Here is a 325-nt window from a genome sequence, read left to right on the forward strand (position 1 = left end):
AATCCTGCTGTTCAACAACCGGATCTACGGCCTCACCAAGGGCCAGTACTCCCCCACCTCCGGCCAGGGCATGGTCACCAAGTCCACCCCGATGGGCTCGCTGGACACGCCGTTCAACCCGCTGTCGCTGGCGATCGGCGCGGAAGCCTCCTTCGTCGGCCGCGCGCTGGACTCCGACCGCAAGGGCCTCACCGAAGTCCTCGAAGCCGCCGCGAAACACCGCGGCTCGGCGCTGGTCGAGATCTACCAGAACTGCCCGATCTTCAACGACGGCGCCTTCGACGTGCTCAAGGACAAAGACGAAGCCGCGTCCCGGCTCATCCCA

1 protein-coding gene is annotated in these 325 nt (G+C 65.8%); it reads left to right on the top strand.

Annotated features, from left to right (window positions below):
- Positions 1-325, top strand: a 325-nt coding sequence (locus H5411_RS46805) for a thiamine pyrophosphate-dependent enzyme (RefSeq protein ID WP_246370577.1), incomplete at both ends; no start/stop codon positions are given.

The organism is Amycolatopsis echigonensis (genome assembly GCF_014174495.1).
GTDB classification, from domain to species: domain Bacteria; phylum Actinomycetota; class Actinomycetes; order Mycobacteriales; family Pseudonocardiaceae; genus Amycolatopsis; species Amycolatopsis echigonensis.